Here is a 25,579-nt window from a genome sequence, read left to right as displayed (position 1 = left end):
CCGATGCTCGCGCCGATGACACCTCCCACGCCCGCGCCTGATTCGCTCTGGCGCGCGCTCCTGACGGCATCGCCTGGCGCCGCTGCGGCGGTCAGCACCGGCGTACCGCTCGCCCGCGATCTCGACGTCGAGGTCGCCGTGATCGGTGCGGGCTACTCGGGGCTTGCCGCGGCGTATGCGCTGCAAAAGCGCGGCGTCGACTGCGTGGTGCTCGATGCGAATCCGGTGGGCTGGGGCGCGAGCGGGCGCAATGGCGGCGTGGTGTCGTCGAAGTTCCGCCTGTCGTTTCCCACCATCGACAAGTTGCACGGCCTCGATACCGCGAAGCGCATGCATCGTCTCGCACATGACGGTGTGCGGGTCGTCGAGACGCTGGTGGATGAATTCCAGTTGGCGGGTGCCCGCTTCGAACACACGGGCAGCCTGCGCTGCGCGCACACGGACACCGCGCTCACCGCGATCCGCGCCGAGGCGGACTGGGTTCGCACGAATCTCGGCGATACCTCCATGACCGCGCAATCGCGTGCCGACATCGAACGCGAGACGGGTTCCAAGGGCTTTGTCGGCGGCGTGCTGAGCGCGGACGCCGGCACCATTCTGCCGCTCGAATACGTGCGCGGACTCGCGAGCGGCCTCACGCTGCGCGGCGTGCCGATCTACGAATCGACGCCGGTGCAGCAGATGCAACGCGCGCCCGGCGAACCGCGCGTGATGCTGCGCACGCCCGGCGGCACGGTGCGCGCGAAGCAGGTCATCGTCGCGACCAATGCGTATTCGGATCTCACCGAGGCCACCGCACCGTATCAGCGCGAACTCGTACCGTTTCGCAGCGCGATGATCGCCACCGAGCGCCTTCCCGCCGACCTCGACGCGCGCCTGATGGTCGAGCGCCGCAGCTACACCGAAACGCGGCGCATGATGAAATGGTTCCGCAAAGTGGACGGCCGCATGCTGTTCGGCGGACGCGACGCGTTCGGCAAGGAAGGGCAAACCACCGGCTTCGACGCGCTGCAGCGTGCCATGGTCGCGCTCTTCCCCGATCTCGCAGACCTGCGCGTGGAATATCGCTGGTCGGGTTATGTCGGCATGACGTTCAATTCGCTGCCGCATGTGGGACGCAGCGACGACGCCACGACCTTTTGTCTGGGGTATAACGGAGCAGGCGTCGCGATGGCGAGCCTGCTGGGTCAGCATGCCGCCGCGCTCGCGCTTGGCGAAACGCCCGAGCTTTCGCTGCTCGGCGCGCCCGGTCTGCGGCCGGTGCCCTTCCATTCGCTGCGCGCGCCGGGTGTGAGACTCGTCGCGGCGTGGTATCAGTTTCTCGACGCCGTAGGTGCATGATGACAACCGCCAAACGGATGCTCCAGGGAACCGCCTTGATGCAGGCCACCGAGTCCGATCCCGCCGCGCGCTATCAGCGCCGCGAGGATCGCACGATGCTTCTCCTGATGACCCCGGCGCTCCTCGTGATCGTGGTGCTGCTGGTCGTGCCGCTCGCGTGGCTGTCGTGGCAGTCCATCTATCACGACGGCTTCACGCTCGAAAACTACCGGCGCATGTTGACCGGCGCTTACCTCGATACGTTTCTGCTGACGTTCAAGCTGAGCATTATCGTGACCGTCATCACGCTGCTGCTCGGCTATCCGGTGGCGTATTTCGCCGCCTCGTTGCCGCCGAAGCTGAGCGCGCTCGTGCTCGGCATGGTGATTCTGCCGTTCTGGACCAGCGTACTCGTGCGCACCTATGCGTGGCTCGTGCTGTTGCAGCGCACGGGGCTGGTGAACAAGGCGCTGATCGCCTCGGGACTCGTCGACCGGCCAGTGCAGCTCGCGTACAACCAGTTCGGCACGGTTATCGCGATGGTGCATATCCTGCTGCCGTTCATGGTGCTGCCGCTTTATTCGGCAATGCAGAAAATCCCGTCGAATCTTTCGCAAGCGGGCGCGAGCCTGGGCGGCTCACCGTTGCACGTATTTCTGCGCGTGTTCCTGCCGCTCTCGCTGAGCGGCGTGTTCGCCGGCGTCACGCTCGTGTTCGTGTTGTGCCTCGGCTTCTACATCACGCCTGAACTGATGGGCGGCGGCAAGTCGATCATGGTGTCGATGGTGGTGAGCCGCAACGTCGAGATCTACAACAGTTGGGGCGCGGCGAGTGCCGTGAGCGTCGTGCTGCTGATCTGCGTGTTCGCGATTTTCTACGCCGCGAGCCGTGTGGTGCCACTCGAAAAGACCCTGGGCGCGAAATGAGCAAACTCCCGTTCGGACGGATCGTCCTCGGCGCGAGCGTCGTGCTGATTCTGCTGTTTCTGATGGTGCCGGTGCTGATCGTGGTGCCGCTGTCGTTCTCCGACACGCGCTTCATGACCTTCCCGCCGCCCGCCTACTCGCTGCGCTGGTATCACTCGTTCTTCCACAACCCCGCATGGATCGACGCGGCGCGCACCACACTGAGTGCTTCGATTTGCGCCGCGCTGATCGCCACCCCGCTCGGCGTGGCCGCCGCCTACGCGATCCAGAACGGCACGCACTGGATCATGCGCTATCTGCGCACGCTGCTGATGCTGCCGTTGATGGTGCCGATCATCATCGTCGCGGTCGGCGTATTCTTCGTGTACTCTCAGGCCGGCTACGTCAATACGCTCGGCGGCCTGATTCTCGCCGATACGATGCTCGGGCTGCCGTATGTGCTGATTTCGGTCGGCGCCGATCTGCGCACTTTCGACCGCACGCAGGAGATGGTCGCGCGCAGTCTCGGCATGAATCGCTTTCGCAGTTTCATGACGGTGACGCTGCCGCAGATCAAGGCAAGCGTCATTTCCGGCGCAGTGTTCGTGTTCATTCAGGCGCTCGACGAAACGGTGGTCGCGCTCTTCGTGTCGGGCGGTTCGAACCAGACGCTCACGCGCCGCATGTTCGTGACGCTGCGCGACGAGATCGATCCGACCATCGCCGCGATCAGCACGATGCTGACCGTGCTGACGCTGTGCCTCGTGATGATCGTCGTGGTGAGCCGCCGCTCCAACGCGGCGCGCGCCTAACCTCTCTCTGAAGAAACGTGACTACATGGTCAACGCACTGAAGTTTTATATCGATGGCGCGTGGGTCGAGCCGTCCACCGACGCACGCCGTGCCGTCGTCGATCCCTGCACCGAGCAAGCCATCGCCGAAGTGGCAATGGGCACGCCCGCTGACGTGGATCGCGCGGTAGCCGCCGCGAAGCGCGCGTTCGTGTCGTTCTCGCAGACCACGCCAGCCGAACGCCTCGCATTGATCCGCCGCATTCTCGAAGTATTTCTCGAACGTCAGGACGAAATGGGCGACACGATCTCGCGCGAACTCGGCGCACCGCGCGCGATGGCGCGTGCGTGGCAAGCGGGCATCGGGCGGCGGCATCTCGAGGAACTGATTCGCACATGCGAGACGTTCGCGTGGCAGCGCAGGAAGGGCACGACGCTCGTCAATCACGAACCGGTCGGCGTGGTCGCGCTGATCACGCCATGGAACTGGCCGATCAATCAGATCGTCTGCAAGGCCGCGCCCGCCATTGCGGCCGGATGCACGATGGTGCTCAAGCCCAGCGAAGTCACGCCTCTCAATGCGTTGCTGTTCGCGGAGATACTCGACGCGGCAGGCGTGCCGCCGGGCGTGTTCAATCTCATCAACGGCGACGGGCCGACTGTCGGCGCGGCGCTCGCGGCGCATCCCGATGTTGATATGGTGTCGTTCACCGGTTCGACACGCGCGGGCGTCGAGATCGCGAAGCTCGCGGCGCCGACTGTGAAGCGCGTGCATCAGGAACTGGGCGGCAAGTCCGCGAACATTCTGCTCGACGACGTCGATTTCGAAGCGGCTGTGACGGCCGGCGTCAACTCGTGCTTCAACAACAGCGGCCAGTCGTGCAATGCGCCGACGCGCATGCTCGTGCCCGCGGCGCGCCATGACGAAGCAGTGGAGATCGCGCGGCGCGCGGCGCAGGCGCAACGCGTCGGCCCCGCCGATCACGAGCGCACGACCATGGGTCCGGTGGTCAGCAGCGTGCAATTCGAGCGTGTGGAGCGGCTGATTGCGGCCGGCATCGACGAAGGCGCGCAAGTCGTGGCCGGTGGCCTCGGGCGTCCGCCGGGTCTGGAACGCGGCTATTACGTGCAACCGACGGTCTTCGCGGATGTGCGCCCTTCCATGACGATCGCGCGCGAAGAGATCTTCGGCCCGGTGCTCGCGATCATGCCGTACCGCGACGAGGAAGAAGCGATTGCGATCGCGAACGACAGTCCCTTCGGCCTCGCGGCTTATGTTCAATCCGCCGATCTGGAGCGCGCGCGGCGCGTGGCGTTCAGGCTTCGTGCGGGCAGCGTGTATCTGAACTATCCGTCCTGGGATGCGGGCTCGCCGTTCGGCGGATACAAGCAGTCCGGCAATGGACGCGAATACGCCGAATGGGGACTTGAGGCGTTTCTTGAAGTGAAGGGTATTGTTGGATTCGGCGACTGAGCACGCTGGGCGCCGATTGGACCATTCATCGCTTGATACTTGACGGGCCGCTGCGCTGCAACGCGGCGGCCCGTCATTGCATTCACATACGCCCGCGCAACATGTCCGCAATCCGCTCCGCGATCATGATGGTCGGCACATTCGTGTTCGCGCAGGGTATGGACGGCATCAACGACGCGTCGCACACATAGAGGCCGCTGACGCCATACACCGCGCCGCGCGCGTCGCAGACAGCGAGCGGATCGTCGGCGGCGCCCATGCGGCAGGTTCCGGACGGATGCCAGGTGCCGCCCACGGAACGCGTCACGAAGCGCGTCAACGCATGATCGTCGGCGAGCAAATCGTTTAGCGTCACGCCTTGCGTGACCACGCTGCGCACCAGCCACGCGCGCAACGGTCCGGCAATGTCCAGCAGCAGGCTCAGCATCCCGCGTTGCAATGCATTCCACGCGCCTGGCACGGCCACGCTCGCGACACGCGGCGAATAGCTCGAAGGCAGCAGCGTCGCGCGATGCTGCGCCATCATCGGATCAGCGAGCGTGCGGGCGCCGAAACGCAGCGCGAGCTTCAGCCGCTCGAGATCGCGCGCGTCGGCGAGCATGTTGAAGTCGACGATGGGTTCGTCTTTCGGATCAGCCGACGCGAGACTCACGCGGCCGCGCGAGTACGACTTGTTCACCCAGAAGAAGATCGTGCCGAGCCGGTGGCCGACCGAATGCCAACCCGAGCGCGAGAGGATCGCACCGTGCATGTCGCCGGGCACTGCCCCGCTCACCCCCGACGAGAAGCGCACAATCGCCTGCTCGTGATGCTCGTTCGGATATAACGTGCGGGAGGCGCGCGGCAGAAACGCCGACACGGCAATCGACGGATGCTCCATCAGATTGCCGCCGACACCGCCTCGACCCGCCACCACCTCGATACCGAGTGCGGCAAGTTCGGCCGCCGGGCCGATGCCGCTTCGCATCAGCAGCGCCGGGCTGTGAATCGCGCCCGAACAGATGATCACATGTTTGGCGCGCAACGTTTCGGCGCGCCCGTCCTGGCCGATCACGCGCGCGCCGATCACGAGCTTGCCGTCAAACAGCACGCGTTCGACGAGCGTGTGCGTGCGGATCGTGAGATTCGGTCGAGCGCGCACGGTGTCGTCGAGATAGCAGACCGAGGTCGGGATGCGTTCGCCCGCTGCGCTCACCGCGATCGATCCAATGAACGTGCCGTCCTGCCACTCGCCGTTCTGGTCGTCACGCCGCGGGTAGCCGCGTGCGTCGAGCGTGGCGAGCACCGCGCGCACGAATGGCGAGATACGCGCCCACGGCGTGCGCTGGATGCGAACCGGCCCGCTCTTGCCGTGCAACGCGCCGTCGAAGTCGCAATCGGTTTCGAGCTTGCGGAAGTACGGCAGGCAGGCGCTCCAGTTCCAGCCGTGCGCGCCGAGCGCGTGCCATTCGTCGTAGTCGGCCGGCGCGCCGCGATTCGCCATCAGCGCATTGATCGCCGAACCGCCGCCGAGCAGGCGCGCCTGTTCGTAACGGCGCGGCGCGGCCGGGGTGCTCATGCATGCCTGCAGTCGCTGCCAGATGTTCGCGGTGTCGAGATAGGCGCGGCCGGGATAGCGGCTGCGCACTGCCTCGGGCATATCCGTTCGCGAGATATTGCGGCCGGCCTCGACGAGGCAGGCGGTCTTGCCGGCATCTTCCGACAGGCGCGCGGCGAGCACGCAGCCTGCTGAGCCGCCGCCGAGAATCAGATAGTCGATCACGATCGATGAATGCGCAGACGATGAGCCGTGCGGGACGCGCGATAAGCGCTCAGCGTTGCGCGCGCAGTTCGGCGCGTTGGCACTCAACGGCCTCGACTGGCGCGCGCAAGATGATGGCGCTTACTGCATGAACTTGAGCCAGCGCGCCTTCGCCTGGATGCCGGCGTCCGACGCCCACCATTCCTCCGACATCAATGCCTGCTTGGACGCATTCTCCGGCGAACTCGGCAACTCGCTCGCGCGCTTCGCGTCGATCTTGCCGGTCTTGAATGCCGCCGGATTGCCCGGACCGTAGTCGATATAAAGCGGCAAGTTGGCCTGCAATTCCGGCGAGACCGCTGCATTGACGAACTTGATCGCCTCGGGCAGGTTCGGCGCGTTTTTCAGCACACAGAGTTGGGTGTTCTGCAGAATGCCGTCGTTGAAGGTGAAGTCGACATCGGGATTGTCCTTGCGCACCGCACTTGCACGGCCGTTCCAGATCATCGTCATATCCACTTCGCCGTCGTGCAACAACTGCGCCGACTGGCCGCCCGAGGTCCACCAGACGGTCACGTCCGGCTTGATCTGCTGCAGCTTTTTAAATGCCCGATCGACATCGAGCGGATAGAGCTTGTCACGCGGCACACCGTCGGCGAGCAGCGCGGCTTCGAGCACGGTCTGCGGATCGTTGCGCAATGCGCGCGTGCCGGGGAATGCCTTCACGTTCCAGAAATCGGCCCAGCTCTGCGGCACTTTTTTCAACGACTTCTTGTTGTAGCCGATCACCGTCGAATAAAACTCGTACGCGACCGAGTACGGCGTGCGGTATTTCTCCGGCATGGCCGCCCCATTCGGAATCTTCGAGAAGTCGAGCTTTTCCAGCAGACCTTCCTTGCCGCCGCGCAGGCAGTTGGAGGTCGGTGTGTCGACCACGTCCCAGATCGGCTTGCCGGTCGCGGCCTGGGCTTTGATCTGCGGCCACGCGTCCGGAATGCTGTCCTGGTTCACCGTGATGTTAAGCAGCTTCGCAGCCGGGTCGAGAATCGCCTTGGTCTGCGCTTCCTGATAGGTCCCGCCTTGCGAGACAAAGGTGATCTTGCCGGCGGCGGCAAACGCGGGCGTCAAACACGCGGGCGCGAGATTCGCGACGCCGAGGATCAGAACAGCGGCAAGCGGGCGCAACATGGGCTTCTTGATCACGACGGGGTCCTCGAAACGGTTGAGCGAACATATCGTCGATGTCATGCATCGTTGAGCCCAATATAGTGAGTCTATTTATTCGCGACAACGCCGGAATTGTTTGAGTGCCCATGACGTCACGTTATAACCCGGCTAAACCCCAATGCCGTGAAAACACCCGTTTGCGTACGCGCGAGACACGCGCCGCATGCTGATGCCAGGTTATCGGCGCTCGAGACCAGACGCAAGGACTGTGAATCATGGCGCTGATCAACAGACAGGCGTTTACGCTGCTCAAGGCGCGAGGCTCACTCGACAAGGCGCTGGGACTTCTCAACGAAACGCGCAGAGGCGGCGGGCAGCTGATAGTGATGGACCGACCGTCGAGCGGTGTCAGAACGGTGTCAAAACGTGCGGAGAAAACCGCATAAATCGCATTGCAAAACGCCGCGCCAAATGTTTTTTGGCGGTCGATTATCATGATTCGATCACCTCACTCGAATGGTTCGGTGTTGGATATGACGAATACAGGCAAGGCGTTAGTAGTCGCGCTGGTTCTGGTGGACGTGGGCTTCATCGCTTACCAGCTTCTCCCTAAAAGCAATCGCTCCGAAGTGGCGCCGGACGCGGTGACGGCCAGTTCCGTCGTCACGGCGCCGGTTAGTCCGCGCGTGGACGGCACGCATGTGACCGCGGGCAACGTGGTTGCCACTTCGCCGTCCGCGAACAGCACGGGCGAGATCGCGGGCGCACCGTTGTCGCCCAAAACGGAGCCGGTCCTCAACGGCGCGCAGCCACAGGCATCGCGACACAAACCGCCGGGGCGCGCGCCTGCATCGGCGGAAGCGCGCGAGTCTGTCGCTGCGAAGGCGAACACCGTGCAGCCGATTGCACGCGCGCGCAGCGATCTGACCCGGCATGGTTCGAATGCCGTCGCGGCGGCCATGACGGAACAGCTCGTGAGGGAATCGTCCAAACCTGATCCGTCGCTGCCGATGCCACCGCCGACGCAGGCCGCACCGGTCAGCCAGGACCACCGCGGGTCGAACCCCGTCGCCGCCGCGATGACGCAGGAACTGGTAAGACAATCCGCACGAGTCGGTCCAGCTTCTCAGGCACCGGCTCCAGGCGGCACGCAGTAATACTGCAGTCCGAACTAATTGAATAACCGCCTGCCTTCGATCGACAGGCAGCCTTCCCAACTACACGGCAGCATGGCTGTCGCGTGCATTTCGAACACCCCGACTCGCTGCAATCGGCCCAATCGCCGAAGGTTTGGGCGCGATGCCGCGTGCGCTTCGTCGCAGACTCGAAGCATGAAGTCGCCGGGCGAACGTCCTATACTGGTTCGGACTCCCGCAGACCGCCCCTCCTCAACCTGCCTGTCTGGACCCAGCCATGCTGACAACCGACGACATCCGGTCAGTCCCGCTCTTCGCCACCCTCTCCGACGACGAACTCGACCATCTCGCGCACACGTCCGCGGACCTCCATCTGTCCGCCGGCGAGTTCGCGGTTCATGAAGGCGGCGAACGCGCACTGTACGTCGTGCTCACCGGCAAAATGGAAGTCATCAAGACGTTCGACGGAATCGAGCGCACGCTAGGCTGGCGTTTACCCGGCACGATCTTCGGCGAAGTGCCGCTTGCGCTAAGTTCGCCGTTTCCCGGCGCGTACCGTGCGGCGGAGCCGTCCCGCGTCATGCGTGTGGACGCTCAACGTTATTACGAACTGGCGGCCGCATCGCCCGCTGTGGCGCTCAAGATGGGCGCGCTCGCGCGCGAACGCATCGGCGGCTTGCAGGGGCTTTCCGCTGAACCGCCCAAGGCGCGCGTCACCATGGTCGGCAGCCGCTGGGACGATGCCTGTACGGCGCTGCGGCATTTCCTCGCGCGCAACCAGATCAGCTACGACTGGATGACGCCGGACGCGCCCGAACTGCCCAGGCGTTGGCCCGGAACCTGTCCGGCGGAAGAAGAGTGTCCGTCGCTGCGACTGGTCGACGGCACGGTGCTAAACCGGCCCGAGACCCGCGAGCTTGCCGGACTGCTCGGTCTGCAAACGCAGCCCCGCCTCGCCGAATACGACACGATGATCATCGGCGGCGGCCCGGCCGGTCTTGCCGCGGCGGTGTACGGCGCATCGGAAGGCTTGCGTACCATCGTGCTGGAGCGCGAAGCGCCCGGCGGCCAGGCCGGCACCTCTTCGCGTATCGAGAACTATCTGGGCTTTCCTAACGGCGTCTCCGGGGACGAACTCGCGAGCCGCGCACTGCAGCAGGCAAGGCGGCTCGGCGCGGAGATTCTGGTGACTCGGTCAGTCGATCGGATCGATGTGCAGGCGCGTAGCGTTCACCTCGACGGCGGCGACATCATCCGGACGCGCACCATCATTCTTGCGACGGGTGTCACGTGGCGGCGTTTGTCGATCGAAGGCTTCGACCGGTTTATCGGTAAGGGTATTTACTACGGCGCGTCACGCAGCGAAGCGAACGCGACGCATGGTCTCGACGTGTATCTGATCGGCGGCGGCAATTCGGCCGGCCAGGCCGCGCTGTACTTTGCGAATCATGCACGCATGGTGACGCTCGTTCTGCGCGGCGATTCGCTCGAAAAGAGCATGTCGCGCTATCTGATCGAGCAGCTGCGCGGCAAGTCGAACGTGGCGGTGCGACTGCGGGCGGAAGTCGTGGGCGCGTACGGCGATACCCATCTGACGGCGATCGACGTGCGCGATGCGTCGAGCGGGGAAGCGCGCCGGCAAGATTGCGGGGCATTGTTCGTGTTCATCGGCGCCGACGCACAGACCGGCTGGTTACCCGAAGAAATCGCCCGCGATGCGCGTGGCTACGTGCTCACCGGCGACGACGTCGTCAAGGCCGGACGCTGGTCTCATAACCGGGATCCCTACCTGCTCGAGTCGAGCGTGCCCGGTGTGTTTGCCTGCGGCGACGTGCGCCTGAGCCCGGTCAAACGCGTTGCTTCCGCGGTCGGCGAGGGCAGCATGGCAATCGCGTTCGCCCACAAATATCTGCAGCAGGACGCCCGCTAGCGGCGGTCGCGCCGCGCGGCTATTCGGCCCGCACGCGAAAGCGCGCCGGCCGCTGGACGGCGGCGCCGACAACGCCTATTCTTCAGCGGAATACGTCGGTTTTCCGATCATCGCAGATTGACTAAAAAACAGGCTTCTGTTCGGCCGATTGGAACCTGCCCCGCCAGCGCACACTTGGCGTACCCATTGCGCAAGGAGCCCATGATGTCTACCCGCCACGATAAAGATAACGAGTTCGAAATCGGCCTGCCGGCTGCTTCGACGCCTGAATGGACCAGTCCGGTGCCGGGCGCCGACGCCGCAACAATGCGCGGGCTGCACCTCGCATCGGAGAGCGTGCTGTGCCTCGCGACGCAGACCTACGACGCCGTTGCGCGCGGCGACGCGGCAGGCGCGGAGGCGACGCGCGCCTCGCTCGAACAGCAACTGCAACTGGCCACGCGCCTGATCGACGAGCTTCTGTTCGACGGCAGCGGCCCGCATACGACCCATTGACCGGCCCGTCGGCCGAACAGCACCCATCGCAGTCTCACCCTCTGAAAATTGACATGAGCGCTCTGACGGTAATTTTCTGCATCTGGGCCATGGTGGCCTTCTGCGCAATCCTCTTTATTCGCGGCGCCACCTCGCGCGTGGAGCGTCCAACCCAGGCACCGCAAAAGCGCCCCGCGCGCTTTTCGATCGCGGAGTGACTTAAAGCACTGATTCCGATTCGCACGTGAGAACACCTGCGAATCCTTCGAACGTTCTCATCGGAATAGTCGTACGGCAAAAGCGGCGCGGCAGCCCATCATCACCATAGGTCGCAACGACCGGGCAGCCGCCGCAGCATGAATCCGAGCGGTGCAGTGCTGCCGGCTTCATCTGCGCTGCCTTTTATCCCATGGAGATCGTCTTCATTTAAGGCCGAGCCGTTTAGCCAACCGGTTCAGATTCGCTCGGTCAAGACCAAGCTCGCGCGCGACCGCCGCCCAATTCTGATCGTGACGGGCCAACGCGTCGACAACGGTGTTCCGCTCGAACTCGGTGACCGCGCTACGAAAATCCTTCGATCCGGTCTCAGTTGTTTCAGCCTGCGTTTTCTGGACCCTGTCTTCGTCCGGTGCGGCCGCCAGCGCAAAGTCGGCGGCCGTCAACGTCAGAATCCGGCGACGCTCGCGATTCGCCGCCAGCGCCTTGAGCGCGCTTCGGCCGATCAGGTGCTCCAACTCACGCACGTTCCCCGGCCATGGATAACGCAGCAGCATGGCTTGCGCGTCCGTCGCCAGACGCAGACTCAAAAGACCGAGCCGCGAGCGATTCTCTTCGAGAAAAAACCCCGCCAGCAGCAACACGTCGCGGCCGCGCTCGCGCAACGGCGGCACGCGTAACGGATAGACGCTGAGCCGATGGTAGAAGTCCGCGCGGAACCGCCCGGCGCGAACCTCTTCAGCCAGATCGCGATTCGTCGCGGCGATCAACCGCACGTCGACCTTGTGCTCTTGGTCCGAGCCGATGCGCTGCAACTGGCCGTTCTGCAAAACCCGCAACAGCTTGGCTTGCACAAGTAGCGGCAGCTCACCCACTTCGTCGAGAAAAATCGTGCCGCCGTCGGCCAGTTCGAACTTGCCGCGCCGGTCCGACGACGCGCCCGAGAACGCGCCCCGCACATGCCCAAACAGTTCGCTCTCGACGAGCGTATCCGGCAGCGCGGCGCAGTTCAGGCTGATCAGCGGCTTGTTCGCCCGCGCCGAGAGCGCGTGGATCGCGTTGGCCACGAGTTCCTTGCCGACGCCGGTCTCGCCGGTGATCAGCACAGTGAGATCGCTACCGGCGACCACCTCGATTTCCTTCATCAGATGCGTGTGCGCGTCGCTGCTGCCGACCATCTCGCGCCGGCTCTGGCTGCTCGCCTGCCGGTAGGCTTCAGCACGCGCCCGCTCTTCCTCGCTGCTGCGCGCAAGGGTGTCGATTCGCTCGACGACGCTCACGGTAGCGGCGGCCAGGCCCAGAAACGCCCGCAGCGACGCCATGTCGATACTGTCGAAGCGCGCCGGGTCGAGCGCGTCGAGCGTGAGCAAACCCCACGGCCTGCCGCGCACGAACAGCGGACAGCCGAGGCAGTCATGCACTTCGAGATGCCCGGCCACGCCTTGCACGAGGCCGTCGTAGGGATCCGGCAGATCGGAGTCGGCGGCGAAGCGGGTCGGCTCCGGCCGCGACAACAGCTGCTCGAAGCGCGGGTGGTCGCTTACACGAAAGCGGCGTCCGAGCGTATCGCTGCTCAATCCGTCGATGGCGAGCGGCACCAGCGTGTCGCCCTCCAGACGCAATAGCGCGGCCGCGTCGCCGGGAAACAGCGCGCGCAGGCTGCTCAGCAGACGGCGGTAGCGTTCGCGGTCGGACAGCTCGCGCGAGAGATCGAGGATCAGCGGTGTCAGGACGTCCAGCAGTGCTTTCGCAGTCAAATTGACTCCGTCAGGAGTCTTTTCGACTAAGGTCGAATTGACCATCATTAAATTCAGATCGTTGATTTGATTATATTTTATACCTGGCACGGAACATGGATACATCAGCACATCAGTCGAAGCACGACTGGATATCCACCAACTACCAGGACTTCCCATGCTTTCCGCCGAACACCGCGCCATCGTCAAAGCCACCGTTCCTCTTCTCGAAAGCGGGGGCGAGGCGCTGACCACGCACTTCTACGACATGCTGATCAGCGAACATCCCGAAGTGCGTCCCATGTTCAATCTCGCCAATCAGGCGAGCGGCGCGCAGCAGCGCGCGCTGGCCAACGGCGTGCTGATGTACGCACGTCACATCGATCAACTCGAACAACTGGGCGGGCTGGTCTCGCAGATCATCAACAAGCACGTCGCGCTGAATATCCTGCCGGAGCATTATCCGATCGTTGGACAGTGCCTGCTCAGATCTATCCGCGAAGTGCTCGGCGCGGAGATCGCCACCGACGCGGTCATCGAAGCATGGGCCGCCGCTTATCAGCAACTCGCCGATCTGCTGAGCGGCCTCGAAGAGAAAATGTACGCCGAGCGCGAAGCGGCGCCGGGCGGCTGGCGCGGCACGCGGCTCTTTCGTGTCGCCCGTAAAGTGCGGGAAAGCGACGAGATCACGTCGTTCTATCTGCGTCCCGACGACAACGGCAAGCTGCTCGCGTTTCATCCGGGGCAATATATCGGCCTGCGGCTCGTGATCGACGGCGAGGAAGTGCGGCGTAATTATTCGCTCTCGGCCATGTCGAACGGCGAGGAATACCGGATCAGCGTGAAGCGCGAACCGAATGGCAAGGTGTCGAACCATCTGCACACGCACGTCAATGAAAACGATACCGTGGAACTGTTCGCGCCGGCTGGGGATTTCAAGCTCGAAGACAGCGACAAGCCGCTGGTGCTGATCAGCGGCGGCGTGGGCATCACGCCCACGCTCGCAATGCTGCAAGCCGCGCTGAAGACCGATCGCCCCGTGCACTTCATTCACTCGGCGCGTCACGGCGGCGTGCATGCGTTCCGCGACGTGATCGACCAGCTGGCCGCGCGCCATCCGAAGTTGAAGCGTTTTTATTGCTATGAGCAGCGCCGCGCGGAAGATGCCGACGCGCACGGCATCGGCTATCTGGACGAAAAGCATCTCGACGCGTGGCTGCCCAGGACGCGTGACGTCGACGTCTATTTCCTCGGACCGATCGCGTTCATGAGGGCCATCAAGAAGCATTTGAAGGCGATCGGCGTGCCGGAGTCGCAGAGCCGGTATGAGTTCTTTGGTCCGGCTTCCGCTCTCGAATAAAGCGCGGGTTGCGCTTGACGTGCAAATAGCCGGAGCCGGCTATTTGCATGCAACGACCGGGCGCGTTGAAATCACGCCTTTAGCAAAGCGTTGCGCTCGTCACCCAGGACATGCTCTTGAAGCGCGCGATCATGGCGTCCACCAACTCGCGTTGCGCTTGAGCCAGCGCAATCGTGACCTCTTCAAAACCGCTGCCCGGAAGCGTCGTGACAGCGACTGTCTCGACGTTGCGGGAGAATGGAAATAGCACCTGCCAGATTGCGGCAATGCGCATACCGTGAAGTGCCGCGCGCACCACGAGTCGATGACGGCCCTGGGTGTGCGATGTCAGTACCTGCAATCCGCTCTCAGAAGATTCACTGGTCATGTCGTGTCCTTTTATATTGACTGATCCGCGTTGCTCGCGGCTTTTCGATGTTTGCCGATTCTCCCACCTTATTAAGGCATCTTGATGATTCCGCTCAAGCGCCTGAGCAAGGCGTCGGCATGCTCGCGCTCGACCCTCGATATTTCGCGCTGATTCAGTATTGTCTCGATACGTTGACGCCAATAATTCGGTTCATTGACGACCGACGTGCCGGCCATCGAATCACCTTTTGAAAGCAATCTCTCTAGCGTTGTGACTATCGTTTCAATATGCGAAAGATCGTTCCTATAAGAAGCGTGACTTCCCATTACATTCCCGGCTTACTTTATCAAGCGCCTTCGGACCGCCCTTCGAACGGGTTGGCAAGCAACGCGATACCCGTTTCGCTTCCGAATCGGCCGATCCGTCTGCTTGGAGGAAAGCGAAACAACAGCCCCCGGCGCATTTGCGCCAGGCTGCGTGAGCATTGCTGTTGACTGACTGGCTTTATTTGGCCCGTGCCTGAGCAGGCACCGTCAACTGACTGGCTTGCGCCATGGCAATGGCTTGCGCAGTGGCTTTGCGCATCGCGTCGTAGGCAGCGCCCGCGCTGGAAACCGCCGACTTGAACGCGGTGACCGCGAGTTCGGAACCTGCGGGCGCATTGCGCGCGAAGTCGTCGAACGCCGTCTGCATTTTCGTGTTGGATTGTGCGAACCGGTCTTCGACAATCTTCAGAAACCCGGCTTGTGCGTCATTCGCGATTTCAAACATGTGACTGCTATAAGACAGTACTTTCTCAGCGACGGGCTTGGCGTTGCTGGCCTGATGAACAAACAGCTCGACCGGCGTCTTACCCGACATCGCCATCTGCCATGCCTGCTCGCTCTCCGCAAGCGTGGCCCTGGCTGCCTGCAGGTTCAACTTAGCCAGCTCTTCAAAATACTGGAATGTTTGCTGCGCCAACGAAAAGGCGACGGCAACATTGGCACTTTGCAGGGAGATGAATTGTTCTGGCGTCGAAAAATACACTCTGGACTCCTTCGTTAAGACCTTCACATTGCTCAGACAAGAGATATGCGAAACCAGCGGGATGCAAGCAGATTGTTGACCCTCGAATTGCCCCAAGCCGCTCGAATCGTTTTGCGATGCAGCATTAGATGAAACATTCTAACTTTGTTAAATCTGCACCTGGCGTACTCTTTTGTAGGTAATTACCCTTGGCTAATGGCGCGGTTTTGGCTGGGGAATTGCGCAGCTGCGAAGGTTGAAAGATCAGCGGAATAAGCGCCGCCCCGGCGCATGGGCCGCCGTATGGGAATCAACGTGGAGAACACTGTCGATAAGCGACTTGGTCGCGCTACGAAGTGTGTGAGCAGATGTGCGATAGACGGTCAAATGCATGTGTATGTGACCGTCTATCGGGTTGGAGAAAACAATAAATGTGATGCGGATTTACAACCATCTATCCGCAGCGCCGCGCAATTCAATGCGGCGGCAATACCAGTGGGCCGCAATTGGTATCAGCAATAAACGTCGCGAGTATTTTGGCCGTGTGCACGGAATCAGGCGCTCATGAACGCCAATTTCCTCTTCCTGCGAATCAACACGGATCTGGTGCCGGACACTCAGCGCGCTGAGGGCGCTGTCGGATTACCTGGAACAGCATCCTGAATGGATCGTGTGGGGTAAATCGGCGGACCGCTGACGTGCTTCGAGGCATGCCCGTGGGCCGGGGTTGCGCCTGTGCGATGATGCCTCACGTCGAACCGCCCCCCCGGAGGTCATGATGAGCGGCAAATGGTTTTCGAAGTTCGCAAGCTTCCTTTCCACGATGACCGGCAGGCCGGTCACCTTTGTGCTGGCCGTCGCCATGGTGATCGTCTGGGCCCTCACCGGCCCGCTCTTTCACTACAGCGATACGTGGCAACTCGTGATCAACACGTCGACCACGATCGTTACGTTCCTGATGGTCTTCCTGATCCAGAACACCCAGAACCGTGACACCGCGGCGATGCAGATCAAACTCGACGAGTTGATCCGCGCATTGGGAGGGGCTCACAACGCCCTGCTCGATCTCGAAGAACTCGAGGAAAAGGACTTGACGCGCTTTCGACGACACTACGAAAAGCTGGCTGAAGAAGCGCGCGCTGTGCTGCGCGCCGGCGGCAGCGACACCGATTCGCCGTTCGTCGACAATCGCGATGATCGTGACGAAGACCGGCGAAGCGGTAAAGGTCGCGACGGCAAACCTGGAGCGGTGGAGCAACGCGACTAGCCAATGCATTGGTTGCGTGCGCACGCTTTGCAATAGCCGTCAGCGCGCGCAATGCTAGAAACGTGCGACGTCGATCACGGCATCGGCAAATGCTTTCGGCGCTTCCTGCGGCAGATTATGTCCAACACCGCCGCCGATGTTCCGATGCGCGTACTTGCCGGTGAACTTCTTTGCATACGCCGCCGGGTCCGGATGCGGCGCGCCGTTCGCGTCGCCTTCCATCGTGATGGTCGGCACGGCGATCGTCGGCGCCGCGGCCAGGCGCTTCTCCAGATCGTCGTATTGCGGCTCGCCCTTCACCAGTCCCAGACGCCAGCGATAGTTGTGAATCACCACCGCGACATGATCAGGGTTGCTGAACGATTGTGCCGAGCGCTCGTACGTTGCATCGTCGAAATTCCATTTCGGCGATGCCGTATGCCAGATCAGCTTGTTGAAGTCGTGGCGATTCGCGTCGTAACCCGCCGCGCCGCGCTCCGTCGCGAAGTAGAACTGATACCACCAGGCCAGTTCCGCTTTCGGCGGCAACGGCGTGCGGTTCGCCTCCTGGCTGCCGATCAGATAACCGCTCACCGAGACCATCGCCTTGCATCGTTCCGGCCACAGCGCGGCGATAATATTCACCGTGCGCGCGCCCCAGTCGAAGCCGCCGAAAATCGCCTTGTCGATCTTCAACGCATCCATCAGCGCGATGATGTCGACCGCCACGACGGCTTGCTGGCCGTTGCGCGGCGTATCCGCGGACAGGAACTGCGTCGTGCCATAGCCGCGCAGATACGGCACGATGACGCGATAGCCGGCCGCTGCCAGCAACGGTGTGACTTCGGCAAAGGCATGGATATCGTACGGCCAGCCGTGCAGCAGGATCACAACCGGCCCGTTCTGCGGGCCCGCCTCGGCGTATCCCATGCTGAGCGTGCCCGCGTTGATCTGCTTGACGGTGTCGAACGAGGCGGCGCTCGCTCCCGCCTTCGTGCTATTGGACTGTGCGTTGGCAAGCCCGCTCAGTCCCAGTTCCATCAGGCTGAGGCCCGCAACCGCCGTCCCAAGCAGACGACGCCGCCGGGTGTTGATCTGGTCAGACATGGCTAATTCTCCTTATGTGCGACAGCGCTGAATTGAACAGTGCGCCCGCGCGACGCACCGAATGGTTGAAGCAAAACATCGCGAGGCGTGGTCGACAGAAACGCCCGTCCTCGAAGCCGAATTTAAGTTACGGCTTGGCGTAGATCGCACCGAGACCGATCACTTCAGAGTCCGGCGCACGCGAACCGGACGCCGAACTGCCAACCGTCGCCGAGCCGTATGACGATGCCGTCGGCCCGTTTTGCGCACTTACGCGAGCTTCGGCAGCCAGGATATTTCTCGGGTACTGCGTCTCGTCGCTCGCGGGGTTGTAACCGGCCTTCTCCAGCTGCACGAGTTCCGCGCGAACCTGCGCCCGGGTGAGCGGCTGATTCGATTGTGCGAACGACAAAGCCGGCAGAGCAACGGCAGCGGCGACGATAAGCGATTGAATGACTTTCATGACTTTCACCTCGAGAAAATGTCTTCCACGCAAACGCCCGTTTGCGTTCTGGTTAGCAAGGCCAGTTCGGCTGGCTTGGAAGCATTAGACCCCGTGGACGTATCTGGCTTATGTCGGCAATGCCCGCTGATGAAACGTTATGTACCTTGCTACGGTGCGGATACATTGCGATACAAAGAACGGGGCGACGTTAAGGCTTCAGCCCGCCTCTAAGTCCTCGCCCATGATGAGCAGAAAGGGCGTTGCCTGGGAGGAAATGCTCAGTTTCCTGTAGAGATTGCGCCGGTGAATCTTGGCCGCGGCGGGTGATACACCCAGCTGTCTCGCCATGTTTCTGGTCGAGTCATCAGCGCGACTCCGGTCTCGCGATGGGTCAGTCAAGCATTGGATCGTCTGCGCAATGCTTTGTATCTCCGCGATCAATTGAGGTTTTCTATTGGGCCAAGAGACCATCGCCACCGGGTCGCCGCTGATGAAACGCGACATCGCATACCTCAAGCGGCATGTCAGCGCGGACACAATTCAAAGCGGCGCGGTAACTTACAATGCTGCGGATGAGCCCCTCTTCTACAGCATCGAAGCGAGACGTACTGACTTCCTATTTCTCAAGTGGCGATGCCATTCGCAGTCGAAGCGTCAGTGACATCGTGCTGTCAGGCATGCTCGACGTGCCACCGCTCCCCGCTCGTGTGCTTGCGGATTGGGACAGGGAGACGTCGTCGCACATGATCCTCGAACCCGGTGACGTCGAGGTCATGCCGCTGGCGCGAACGCAAGTGCGCTGGCCGGACTACACGCGCTGCGTGCGAGCAGCGTCCGAATGGACGGCTGCGCTAGGCCTCCCCGGCGTGCTTGCCGTCAGCGACATTGCGCTCATGGCCTGCCGTGGCGCGAGATATCACCATGACGGCGCGCAATATGGCGGTGCGGCCTTTTGCAATCTGTTTCTGAGCGAAGACAAAGGGCTGGATGTGCATTTCCCCGGTACGGGTCATCGCATTCCCCTGACTCGCGGCACGGCCTTGATATTCGACACCGGCCAGCCACATGGGGTAATCCGGCGCGGCAGCAGCGGATTCAATGCTGCTGACTTCGCTGCGGATCAGGATTGCACGCAAATATTCCTGACGTGGGAGCTTCCCATCGAAGACGTGCATGTGGCGCAGACGCTTAAAGTTGCCTTCGACATTGGCTCTCCAATCTCTTTGCACGCGGATAAAGAGCAAGTGTGCGTGAATGGCGAACCCGCCATGGTGTGCCCGGAAACCGGTCGTTGGTGTCGGGTTGAATGATCGTCGAGGTTGACAGCGAGTTGTCGCGGTTGAGCCTTGCCTCCTGCAGGCAACAGCATCAAGATTGCCTTCCGGGCTTTCGCGTCGCTAGTGGTGACCGCATTGGCGTTCTTGCAAGCCGCGGCCTGAGGCGACTCGGCCGCAACCGGACATGCGTGGCCTGACGACGCGTAAAGCCATCGCGTTCGCTATACGGCAATACCTTGCGTGACCGGTGCGGCGCAGACCGCTTCGCATTCTTGCGCTTCGGACGCGATCGTCGTGATTGGCGTGACTAGCTTCGCCAGCGGCAGGCGCACCACGAATTCCGAGCCGCGGCCCAGTCCCCCGGAAAACGCTTCGACGGTGCCGCCATGGCTCGCGACGATATCGCGCACCACCGCCAATCCGAGTCCATGCCCCCTTGTGCCCAAGGCGCGGCCCGCAAGCCCGCGCGCGTAGGGCTTGAAGATGCTCGCAAGCTCGCCCGGCGCGATGCCGGCCCCTTCGTCGCTCACGCTGATATAGCAGTAACGCCCGGCGCGGGACGCCGTCACCTTGATGGCATCCGCAGCCGCCGAATATTTGAGCGCGTTGATCAGCAGATTGACGAACACCTGGGTCAGCTCGCCGAAATCCCCTTGCACCCGCAACGGTGCGTCGCCGGCCGTCACCTGAATCGGCGCGTGATCTGGCGCGCCCGCTTCGGCTACCAGCACACAATGCGCGAGCAGATCGCCGACATCGACCGGCGCGCGATTCACCACCGCCCTCTCGCGCGACGCACATGCCAACGCGCCCAGCGCCGGATCAATAGAACCGGCGGAACCGGCGAACCCGTCACCGTCCGGCGCCATCAATTGCTGGGCCAGTTGACCGAGCACGCTGGCCTGCCGTGAGAGTAGAAGCGCGTATCGCGTCAACTGTTCGTCATGGCCGTACTGGGTGTTCAACAAACGCGCGAGCAGTCCGAGCGGCGTGATGGCATTGCGGATTTCGTGGCCTATCGTTGCGCCGATCGAAGCCTGTTCCGATTCATCGCTACGCCCGGCAACGGTGACGACGTGCTCCGAACGTTGCACGCTCTGCCCACCAGCCTGCGCGCGCGCATGCCCGGGAGTCTCGACGCGCGGCCGCTCGATCTTCGCATCGTGCAGACGCTCGATGTCCCGCGCCTGCGCAGTGCGAAGCTTCTGCACGCAGTACGTGCACAAGCCGATGATCGGCAGCGCAGCAAGCCTCTCCTTCAGCGAGGCTTCATAGTCGAGCAGCGCAACCCAGTCGGTGCTTTCGTTGCAGACGGCGTCGCCGGCCACTCGCAATCCTTCGAAGCCTCGCCCCAGTGCGTCGTTGATCGCCTTCGACCATAAACCCACGGTGGCGCCGCCGTTGAAGCCCGTTTTAGGCGAGGCGTAAATCTGCGCGCCGTCGAGAATCTGCAATTGGCCTGCATCGATATATTCCGCGAGTGCGGGCGCGGTTCGCGTGAGCATATAGCGGGCTTTGTCGGGTCCCAGCAGCGCGGGCGCGATCCACACGGCCGCTTCGCGATTGGCGAGTCCGGCATGCAGGAAGTCCGCGGTGACGCTGAGCAATTCGCTCCGCGATTCGTAGAAGTGACACAGATGGGAGCCCCAAGTGAGGGCGCCAAGCGCTGGAAAACCGCTTTTACGAGGTCCGGTGGTCATCGTTTCCCTGAGAGTGCGTGGGTCAAGAACCACAGTCGCGCCAGGCTTTAACGATGTCCCGCGCGCTCGAATATGAATGTCACGGCACCGCTCGCGTCGATCCGCCGATCCTGTTGAAGGACAGGAAGCGGTTCCGCCGCGTTGGTGCTCGATATTTGGGATTCAGCAGAATTTGAAAGTACGCGAGGGCCCGCTTTGACAGAATAGATATTTTCCCTATGCATGTTTTGGGGCGGCAATGAGCATCTGGTCACACGCGCGTCAATCACATGTGGTATTCGATCTGAAGAGGGGCAATGCGCTCACGGCGGCCAGGTGCTCGCCACGAGCAGATCCTCGGCATTGTTCGGCGGGCGCAGACCGTCGGTCCTGCCGGAGAAGTAGCGCTGCGTCAGATGGGCCGCGGGGACGTGCGTCGCTTCGCCAAAGCCGGCTTCATGGGCCAGCGCCAGCATCTCCGGTGGAGTGAAGAAGCTGATGAAAGGTGTCCCGCTTGCTCGCGCGCCCTTCTCCGCCATCTCGAGCCCCGGACGCACCTCAGGGTCCGCCAGATGCAGCGGGAGCAGGAAGGTCATGGCAAGCGTCGATCCCGGCGCGAGCGCCGCGACCTCGCGCAGCGTGGCCAAGTTCGCTTCCAGGGTGAGATACATACTGACGCCCGTGGAGACCACGATCGCCGGCTTGCTGTCATCGAAGCCGGCGGCCGTCAACTCGTCCCGCCAGTTCCGGCCCGCTTCGAAATCGACCGGCACGAAGCGCAGCCAGTCCGGCACGCCGTAGCCGAGTTCATTCAGCTGCTGGCGCTTCCATGCCTGAGGACCTGGCGGGTCGATCTCGAACACCTTGAGGCGGGACGCGATCTCCGGCCTGCGCTGCGCGAAGCTGTCGAGCCCCGCGCCGAGGATCACGTACTGACTCAGCCCGCGCCCGGCCTGTTCCACGACCAGGTCTTCGATGAAGCGCGCCCGAGCCACGATCGAAGCGCGAAACGGACGCGTGAACTGCGGGTCCATGTCTCCGCGGCCGCGCCAGTCGTCGCCCGGAGCCAGCAACTTGAGGCCGACCGTGTCTTCCAGCACATGCGGCGGCGGGTCCGCCTCGACATGCAGCGCGCGCCACAAGGCGACACGCGCAGCGGTGCCGTCGGGCGCCGCATTTCGCTTCTCGTTCATGACTCTCGATCCGGTTGTGTGTTTCCGGGCTCCGATTCGACATCGCACACCAGCACCTGTCGCAATCCTGCCGCGCGCAACAGGCTATGATTGCCACGTGAATAGACGAGCCGATGACGGGAGACAGCGTGTCACAGACAAGCTCTGATCGCAAGACGACCTTCAGCACACGCCTCTTATGGTTCATTGGACTGTGGCTGCTCGGCGTTGCCGGTGCCGTGCTGCTCGCGCTGCCGTTCCGGCTTCTGATCGCCGCGGCCATGCATTATCAGCATTGAGGCGTTGCTTCCGCTTCAATGCCGGTCGAGCATTTTTGGCAACTGGCCAAGCTGTCGAAATAGCGATAGCCAATCTTCGAGGTGCCAGGTTTTCTCGATCAGATTTCCACGCATCTGATGGAAAGAATGAATCGCGAATTTCACATGCTTCGAACTCGCGTCGATGCCGAGCAGCTTGCCCGTTTGCGTGCCGCTGATCTCCGCGCGAACCCCTATCCGGTTGCCATGCACCAGCAAATCGAGAATTTCGACTTTCAAGTCCGGCAGCGCGGTCGCTATGTCATGGAACACCTGAACCATTTGACCGGGCCCGGGGGCGGCGCCGCGAGGCTCCGGAATGTACTGCCAGTCGGGGGTGACAACCTTCGCCAATAACTCGACGCTTTTCTGCTCGAACGCTCGATAGAACCCTTCAACCGCTTCTCGCGCCACCGCTTCATCGGTACCTGAGGTCATGATCTGCTGCTCCTGAGGGTGCAAGTCGCCATGGTAGACCGAATCATTCCGGGTGGCTTCACGGCATTCAACGTCACCCCCGCCCTCCATTTGCATGCGAATGAATGCGGCCGTTTTTTGCCAATCCGCCGCGCCATAGCGCGTCCCGAAGCCGGCACCCAGCACCCACAAATTATCTGCCCGGTATAACATCTGTGAGCGTGATGGACGTCAACCATGTCACGCATGTTGCGCCCTTCCTGCGACAAGCCAAAGCGGCATGCATGCGTGCGGCGTCGCGGTGACCGCAATAGCTAACCTGCTTCAATCATTCAAACGAAACTCGCGCCGCCTCCGGCATGAAACGCGCAGGCGGAACGACGTGGGTTCTACTGCTGTAGGAACCCGTAACGGTCTAACAACAATCAAGCCGATGCCCAACGAAATCCCGGAACCGCAAGCAATTTGTAATGACGTCTCCCGCAGCGCGATCTTCATTGTCGCGACCGTCGCGAACGACCGTGATCAGGAGGCCAAGGTGCGCGAATGATGCGGCGACATTGCCGCCCTCGTGCGCGCGGTCGGCAAGCGTGTGCCGGCCGGCAATCTGTCGTGCGTCTGCTCGTTCGGCTCCGACGCGTGGGACAGGTTGTTCGGCGCGCCGCGGCCCGCCCTCCTGCATCCGTTCCGCGACATCGGCGAGGGCGAGCGTCGCGCGTTGGGGACACCGGGCGATTTCCTGCTGCACATCCGCGCCGATCACATGGATCTCTGTTTCGAACTCGCCACGCAGTTGCTGGGCGCGCTCGGCGACGCGGTCACCGTGGTCGATGAAGTTCACGGATTTCGCTACTTCGATATGCGCGACATGGTGGGTTTCGTCGACGGCACCGAGAACCCGACAGGCCGCGCCGCCGATGAATACACGCTGATCACCGAAGACCCCGGCTTCGAGGGCGGCAGCTATGTCCTCGTGCAAAAGTACCTGCACGACATGGACGGATGGAATGCGCTTTCGGTCGAGACTCAGGAGCGCATTATCGGCCGCAAGAAATTGTCCGACGTCGAACTGGACGCGGCGGTCAAACCGTCGTCATCGCACAGCTCGCTGACCACGATCACCGAGAACGGCAAGGAAGTGAAGATCTTGCGCGACAACATGCCATTCGGCCGCCTGGGCGCGGCCGAATTCGGCACCTACTTTATCGGCTACGCACGATCGCCCGCGCCGATCGAGCAGATGCTGGAGAACATGTTCATCGGGCGGCCGCCGGGCAACTACGACCGGCTGCTCGACTATAGCCGCGCCGTCACGGGTGGCCTGTTCTTCGTGCCGTCGGCCACCTTGCTCGAAGAACTCGCGGACCGCGATCCGCCGAGCGTCACGGCCGCCATCGAAACACAGCCCGAACCCTCTTCGCCCGCCGAGCCGCGCCACGACGGCTCGCTGAATATTGGCTCTCTCAAGGGAATCTCCCAACATGAATAACCTGCATCGCGAGCTCGCCCCCATTTCCAGTGCCGCCTGGTCGCAGATTGAAAACGAAGTGGCGCGCACCTTCAAACGCAGCGTAGCGGGCCGTCGCGTGGTCGACGTCAAGGGTCCGGGTGGAACCGAGTTGTCCGGTGTCGGCACGGGGCATCAGACCGCGATTGCCGCGCCTCAACAAGGCGTCGTGGCCAGGCTCGCGGAGGTCAAGCGCGTGGTCGAGTTCACCGTGCCGTTCGAGTTGCAGCGCGAGGCGATCGACAGCGTGCTGCGCGGCGCGAACGACGCCGACTGGCAACCCGCGAAAGACGCAGCGAAAGAACTCGCCTATGCGGAAGATCGCGCGATCTTCGACGGATACGAGGCAGCGGGAATCGGCGGGATTCGCGAAGGCTCGTCGAACGCGCCGCTCGCGCTGTCCGCCGACATCGGCGATTATCCGCACGCGATCGGCAATGCACTGGAGGCGTTGCGGCTCGCCGGCGTGGACGGGCCTTATTCCGTGCTGCTCGGCGCCGACGCCTACACGGCGCTCAGCGAGGCACGCGACCAGGGCTATCCGGTGATCGAGCACATCAAGCGGATCGTGAACGGCGACATCGTCTGGGCGCCCGCGCTGAGCGGCGGAAGCGTGCTCTCCACGCGAGGCGGCGACTTCGAGTTGCACCTCGGTGAAGACCTGTCGATCGGCTATCTCAGCCACACCGAATCGGTCGTGCGCCTCTATCTGCGCGAAACGCTGACATTCCTGATGTTGACGAGCGAAGCCTCCGTGTCGCTGACGCTCGCTGAATAAGCGCGGGCCGTTGCGGGCTCAGGCACGCAACGGCCGTTTCATCCGCGA

General features: G+C 62.7%; 25 protein-coding genes. 15 read left to right on the top strand and 10 right to left on the bottom strand.

Features of this window, described 5'->3' with window-relative positions; all coding sequences use genetic code 11:
- The first annotated feature begins 3 nt into the window (after nt 1-3).
- The 4 genes from B0G73_RS21055 to B0G73_RS21040 are packed head-to-tail and all read left to right on the top strand — an operon-like array spanning nt 4 to nt 4,490.
- Nucleotides 4-1,341, top strand: coding sequence for an FAD-binding oxidoreductase (locus B0G73_RS21055; protein ID WP_106283202.1), 1,338 nt, complete (start codon nt 4-6; stop codon nt 1,339-1,341).
- Complete coding sequence (locus B0G73_RS21050) at nt 1,338-2,246, top strand: ABC transporter permease (protein ID WP_106283201.1); 909 nt, start codon at nt 1,338-1,340, stop codon at nt 2,244-2,246. The genes B0G73_RS21055 and B0G73_RS21050 overlap by 4 nt, the downstream gene beginning before the upstream one ends.
- Nucleotides 2,243-3,037 (top strand): ABC transporter permease, encoded by a 795-nt coding sequence (locus tag B0G73_RS21045; RefSeq protein WP_106283200.1) that lies wholly within the window; start codon nt 2,243-2,245, stop codon nt 3,035-3,037. Before B0G73_RS21050 ends, B0G73_RS21045 begins: the two co-directional genes overlap by 4 nt.
- 25 nt (nt 3,038-3,062) lie before the next feature.
- Nucleotides 3,063-4,490 (top strand): aldehyde dehydrogenase family protein, encoded by a 1,428-nt coding sequence (locus tag B0G73_RS21040; protein WP_106283199.1) that lies wholly within the window; start codon nt 3,063-3,065, stop codon nt 4,488-4,490.
- An 82-nt stretch (nt 4,491-4,572) separates the two neighbouring features.
- Here the strand turns inward: B0G73_RS21040 and B0G73_RS21035 are convergent, their stop codons facing one another.
- Together B0G73_RS21035 and B0G73_RS21030 are read right to left on the bottom strand one after the other, a co-directional pair.
- A complete protein-coding gene (locus tag B0G73_RS21035; protein WP_106283247.1) occupies nt 4,573-6,252 on the bottom strand; it encodes a GMC family oxidoreductase in 1,680 nt (559 codons plus the stop codon).
- A 120-nt stretch (nt 6,253-6,372) separates the two neighbouring features.
- Nucleotides 6,373-7,434: an ABC transporter substrate-binding protein gene (locus B0G73_RS21030; RefSeq protein ID WP_181196610.1), complete on the bottom strand. Its 1,062-nt coding sequence runs from the start codon at nt 7,432-7,434 to the stop codon at nt 6,373-6,375.
- A 239-nt stretch (nt 7,435-7,673) separates the two neighbouring features.
- Here B0G73_RS21030 and B0G73_RS40585 point away from each other — a divergent pair, with 239 nt between their 5' ends.
- The 5 genes from B0G73_RS40585 (at nt 7,674) to B0G73_RS40580 (ending at nt 11,156) form a co-directional block, all read left to right on the top strand.
- Complete coding sequence (locus B0G73_RS40585) at nt 7,674-7,844, top strand: hypothetical protein (protein ID WP_181196609.1); 171 nt, start codon at nt 7,674-7,676, stop codon at nt 7,842-7,844.
- Between the two features lie 87 nt (nt 7,845-7,931).
- On the top strand, nt 7,932-8,555 hold the full coding sequence (locus tag B0G73_RS21025; protein WP_258193397.1) for a hypothetical protein: 624 nt from the start codon (nt 7,932-7,934) through the stop codon (nt 8,553-8,555).
- A gap of 256 nt (nt 8,556-8,811) precedes the next feature.
- Nucleotides 8,812-10,464 carry a cyclic nucleotide-binding domain-containing thioredoxin-disulfide reductase gene (locus B0G73_RS21020; RefSeq protein WP_106283197.1) on the top strand — a complete coding sequence of 551 codons (1,653 nt, stop codon included), beginning with the start codon at nt 8,812-8,814 and terminating at the stop codon, nt 10,462-10,464.
- Nucleotides 10,465-10,668: 204 nt separating this feature from the next.
- Nucleotides 10,669-10,959: a hypothetical protein gene (locus B0G73_RS21015; protein WP_106283196.1), complete on the top strand. Its 291-nt coding sequence runs from the start codon at nt 10,669-10,671 to the stop codon at nt 10,957-10,959.
- A gap of 53 nt (nt 10,960-11,012) precedes the next feature.
- Nucleotides 11,013-11,156 (top strand): hypothetical protein, encoded by a 144-nt coding sequence (locus B0G73_RS40580; RefSeq protein WP_166679001.1) that lies wholly within the window; start codon nt 11,013-11,015, stop codon nt 11,154-11,156.
- 204 nt (nt 11,157-11,360) lie between these two features.
- On the opposite strand, the gene norR is transcribed toward B0G73_RS40580, so the two are convergent.
- Nucleotides 11,361-12,956 (bottom strand): nitric oxide reductase transcriptional regulator NorR, encoded by a 1,596-nt coding sequence (norR, locus tag B0G73_RS21010; protein WP_106283245.1) that lies wholly within the window; start codon nt 12,954-12,956, stop codon nt 11,361-11,363.
- Between the two features lie 112 nt (nt 12,957-13,068).
- Here norR and hmpA point away from each other — a divergent pair, with 112 nt between their 5' ends.
- Nucleotides 13,069-14,250, top strand: coding sequence for an NO-inducible flavohemoprotein (hmpA, locus tag B0G73_RS21005; RefSeq protein WP_106283195.1), 1,182 nt, complete (start codon nt 13,069-13,071; stop codon nt 14,248-14,250).
- Between the two features lie 79 nt (nt 14,251-14,329).
- On the opposite strand, the gene B0G73_RS21000 is transcribed toward hmpA, so the two are convergent.
- Nucleotides 14,330-14,617 carry a hypothetical protein gene (locus B0G73_RS21000; protein WP_106283194.1) on the bottom strand — a complete coding sequence of 96 codons (288 nt, stop codon included), beginning with the start codon at nt 14,615-14,617 and terminating at the stop codon, nt 14,330-14,332.
- Nucleotides 14,618-15,103: 486 nt separating this feature from the next.
- Nucleotides 15,104-15,628: a phasin family protein gene (locus B0G73_RS20995; RefSeq protein ID WP_106283193.1), complete on the bottom strand. Its 525-nt coding sequence runs from the start codon at nt 15,626-15,628 to the stop codon at nt 15,104-15,106.
- A gap of 754 nt (nt 15,629-16,382) precedes the next feature.
- Between B0G73_RS20995 and B0G73_RS20985 the strand changes: the two genes are divergently transcribed.
- A complete protein-coding gene (locus tag B0G73_RS20985; RefSeq protein WP_106283192.1) occupies nt 16,383-16,874 on the top strand; it encodes a low affinity iron permease family protein in 492 nt (163 codons plus the stop codon).
- A gap of 54 nt (nt 16,875-16,928) precedes the next feature.
- On the opposite strand, the gene B0G73_RS20980 is transcribed toward B0G73_RS20985, so the two are convergent.
- Together B0G73_RS20980 and B0G73_RS20975 are read right to left on the bottom strand one after the other, a co-directional pair.
- Nucleotides 16,929-17,960: an alpha/beta fold hydrolase gene (locus B0G73_RS20980; protein WP_106283191.1), complete on the bottom strand. Its 1,032-nt coding sequence runs from the start codon at nt 17,958-17,960 to the stop codon at nt 16,929-16,931.
- 127 nt (nt 17,961-18,087) lie between these two features.
- Nucleotides 18,088-18,402, bottom strand: a complete 315-nt coding sequence (locus B0G73_RS20975) for a DUF4148 domain-containing protein (protein WP_106283190.1) — start codon at nt 18,400-18,402, stop codon at nt 18,088-18,090.
- Nucleotides 18,403-18,947: 545 nt separating this feature from the next.
- On the opposite strand from B0G73_RS20975, the gene B0G73_RS20965 reads away from it, so the two are divergent.
- Nucleotides 18,948-19,694, top strand: a complete 747-nt coding sequence (locus tag B0G73_RS20965) for a hypothetical protein (RefSeq protein WP_106283188.1) — start codon at nt 18,948-18,950, stop codon at nt 19,692-19,694.
- Nucleotides 19,695-19,882: 188 nt separating this feature from the next.
- On the opposite strand, the gene B0G73_RS20960 is transcribed toward B0G73_RS20965, so the two are convergent.
- Nucleotides 19,883-21,361 (bottom strand): MEDS domain-containing protein, encoded by a 1,479-nt coding sequence (locus B0G73_RS20960; protein WP_106283187.1) that lies wholly within the window; start codon nt 21,359-21,361, stop codon nt 19,883-19,885.
- 302 nt (nt 21,362-21,663) lie between these two features.
- A complete protein-coding gene (locus tag B0G73_RS20955; protein ID WP_106283186.1) occupies nt 21,664-22,533 on the bottom strand; it encodes a class I SAM-dependent methyltransferase in 870 nt (289 codons plus the stop codon).
- A 128-nt stretch (nt 22,534-22,661) separates the two neighbouring features.
- Between B0G73_RS20955 and B0G73_RS40575 the strand changes: the two genes are divergently transcribed.
- Nucleotides 22,662-22,811, top strand: coding sequence for a hypothetical protein (locus tag B0G73_RS40575; RefSeq protein WP_166678903.1), 150 nt, complete (start codon nt 22,662-22,664; stop codon nt 22,809-22,811).
- 15 nt (nt 22,812-22,826) lie between these two features.
- Here the strand turns inward: B0G73_RS40575 and B0G73_RS20950 are convergent, their stop codons facing one another.
- Nucleotides 22,827-23,432, bottom strand: coding sequence for an ester cyclase (locus B0G73_RS20950; protein ID WP_258193405.1), 606 nt, complete (start codon nt 23,430-23,432; stop codon nt 22,827-22,829).
- 373 nt (nt 23,433-23,805) lie between these two features.
- Here B0G73_RS20950 and B0G73_RS20945 point away from each other — a divergent pair, with 373 nt between their 5' ends.
- Complete coding sequence (locus B0G73_RS20945) at nt 23,806-24,735, top strand: Dyp-type peroxidase (protein WP_258193404.1); 930 nt, start codon at nt 23,806-23,808, stop codon at nt 24,733-24,735.
- Nucleotides 24,728-25,531, top strand: coding sequence for a family 1 encapsulin nanocompartment shell protein (locus tag B0G73_RS20940; RefSeq protein WP_106283185.1), 804 nt, complete (start codon nt 24,728-24,730; stop codon nt 25,529-25,531). The genes B0G73_RS20945 and B0G73_RS20940 overlap by 8 nt, the downstream gene beginning before the upstream one ends.
- Nucleotides 25,532-25,579 lie beyond the last annotated feature (48 nt).

Source organism: Paraburkholderia sp. BL25I1N1 (genome assembly GCF_003002025.1).
Taxonomy (GTDB): Bacteria; Pseudomonadota; Gammaproteobacteria; order Burkholderiales; family Burkholderiaceae; genus Paraburkholderia.
This window is presented reverse-complemented; position numbering and strand designations above follow the sequence as displayed.

Coding starts and splice junctions, on each gene's coding strand:
- B0G73_RS21055 (WP_106283202.1), top strand. CDS start 4: ATGCTCGCGCCGATGACACCTCCCACGCCCGCGCCTGATTCGCTCTGG.
- B0G73_RS21050 (WP_106283201.1), top strand. CDS start 1,338: ATGATGACAACCGCCAAACGGATGCTCCAGGGAACCGCCTTGATGCAG.
- B0G73_RS21045 (WP_106283200.1), top strand. CDS start 2,243: ATGAGCAAACTCCCGTTCGGACGGATCGTCCTCGGCGCGAGCGTCGTG.
- B0G73_RS21040 (WP_106283199.1), top strand. CDS start 3,063: ATGGTCAACGCACTGAAGTTTTATATCGATGGCGCGTGGGTCGAGCCG.
- B0G73_RS40585 (WP_181196609.1), top strand. CDS start 7,674: ATGGCGCTGATCAACAGACAGGCGTTTACGCTGCTCAAGGCGCGAGGC.
- B0G73_RS21025 (WP_258193397.1), top strand. CDS start 7,932: ATGACGAATACAGGCAAGGCGTTAGTAGTCGCGCTGGTTCTGGTGGAC.
- B0G73_RS21020 (WP_106283197.1), top strand. CDS start 8,812: ATGCTGACAACCGACGACATCCGGTCAGTCCCGCTCTTCGCCACCCTC.
- B0G73_RS21015 (WP_106283196.1), top strand. CDS start 10,669: ATGTCTACCCGCCACGATAAAGATAACGAGTTCGAAATCGGCCTGCCG.
- B0G73_RS40580 (WP_166679001.1), top strand. CDS start 11,013: ATGAGCGCTCTGACGGTAATTTTCTGCATCTGGGCCATGGTGGCCTTC.
- norR (WP_106283245.1), bottom strand. CDS start 12,956: ATGGTCAATTCGACCTTAGTCGAAAAGACTCCTGACGGAGTCAATTTG.
- hmpA (WP_106283195.1), top strand. CDS start 13,069: ATGCTTTCCGCCGAACACCGCGCCATCGTCAAAGCCACCGTTCCTCTT.
- B0G73_RS21000 (WP_106283194.1), bottom strand. CDS start 14,617: ATGACCAGTGAATCTTCTGAGAGCGGATTGCAGGTACTGACATCGCAC.
- B0G73_RS20985 (WP_106283192.1), top strand. CDS start 16,383: ATGATGAGCGGCAAATGGTTTTCGAAGTTCGCAAGCTTCCTTTCCACG.
- B0G73_RS20980 (WP_106283191.1), bottom strand. CDS start 17,960: ATGTCTGACCAGATCAACACCCGGCGGCGTCGTCTGCTTGGGACGGCG.
- B0G73_RS20975 (WP_106283190.1), bottom strand. CDS start 18,402: ATGAAAGTCATTCAATCGCTTATCGTCGCCGCTGCCGTTGCTCTGCCG.
- B0G73_RS20965 (WP_106283188.1), top strand. CDS start 18,948: ATGCTGCGGATGAGCCCCTCTTCTACAGCATCGAAGCGAGACGTACTG.
- B0G73_RS20960 (WP_106283187.1), bottom strand. CDS start 21,361: ATGACCACCGGACCTCGTAAAAGCGGTTTTCCAGCGCTTGGCGCCCTC.
- B0G73_RS20955 (WP_106283186.1), bottom strand. CDS start 22,533: ATGAACGAGAAGCGAAATGCGGCGCCCGACGGCACCGCTGCGCGTGTC.
- B0G73_RS20940 (WP_106283185.1), top strand. CDS start 24,728: ATGAATAACCTGCATCGCGAGCTCGCCCCCATTTCCAGTGCCGCCTGG.